We start from the raw sequence: 902 nt of genomic DNA, 5'->3' as shown, positions 1-902 counted from the left end.
CGGAACGCGTTTTCGACTAGGAACTGGGAAGGGAAACACCGATGTGGTTGAATACGTGCCAGACGTTTTGCCAGACACTTTGCCAGACGGGAGCCGACGGTGGCCAAGGTTAAGAAGACATTCCGAATCGAGGAAGACATATACGATGAACTGGTGGAACTCTCCACCGAATGGAGTGTGTCGCAGGGTGCTGCCGTCGAGCGTGCCATACGATTTGCCAGACAGATTGCCAGCGCTGCCGACGGCGGTGAATCGACGGAATCGACGGCGGTGTCCGCGCTGGTTGCCCAACTCGCCGTCAAGGATTCCCAGCTCGCCAAGAAGGACGAGCAGATAGCCAAGCTCATGGAGACGGTGGCCGACGGCACCAAGGCCGTGCAGGGCGCTCAGGCGCTCCACCACGAGACCGCCCAGACGCTCGCGCTGGAATCGACCGAGCAGAAGCTGAGCCGCTGGCAAAGGCTCAAGAGGGCTTGGAGGGGCTAGCCATGAAGCTCTGACCCAAATTACAACAGGGTCGCCGGCAGGAAAGGGGAGCCTTCAAGGCTCCCCTTTCTGTTAGCTCCCCTGCTGCTTTACGCTATGGCCATGAGACCATCGGCGAGGATTCCGCGGGCATACGCGCCCGTCGACTTGCCCTCGGCCTTCGCTTCCTTCTCAAGAGCCCGCTTCATCGCAACTGGAACCTTGAGGGACAGCGTCACCGTCTCGGGTGCGGCCTTCGGAAGCTTGCCCTCGACAACCTCGCCAACGTTGACCCATCCGCTAGGCCACTCATCGCGCTCAAGGGCGCTTTCCCAATCGGCAATCATCTCATCGGTAACGACCTTGCCGTTCTCGGCAACGATTCCGTTCATGTCTACCTCCATCCCAGCTCACGCTTGAACTTCTTCGTCGGCGGC

At 60.1% G+C, this 902-nt stretch carries 2 protein-coding genes; one reads left to right on the top strand and one right to left on the bottom strand.

The features are described from left to right. Positions 1–99 precede the first annotated feature (99 nt). Entirely contained in the window at positions 100–486 is a 387-nt protein-coding gene (locus DXA43_RS10025; RefSeq protein ID WP_117807074.1) for a hypothetical protein, read from the top strand. A gap of 89 nt (positions 487–575) precedes the next feature. Here the strand turns inward: DXA43_RS10025 and DXA43_RS10020 are convergent, their stop codons facing one another. After that, a complete protein-coding gene (locus DXA43_RS10020) occupies positions 576–857 on the bottom strand; it encodes a hypothetical protein (RefSeq protein ID WP_117807073.1) in 282 nt (93 codons plus the stop codon). Between the last annotated feature and the right edge of the window lie 45 nt (positions 858–902).

It is taken from the genome of Collinsella sp. OF02-10 (assembly GCF_003463445.1).
Classification (GTDB): domain Bacteria; phylum Actinomycetota; class Coriobacteriia; order Coriobacteriales; family Coriobacteriaceae; genus Collinsella.
The sequence above is the reverse complement of the archived record's forward strand: the minus strand, read 5'-3'. Positions and strand labels throughout refer to the sequence as shown.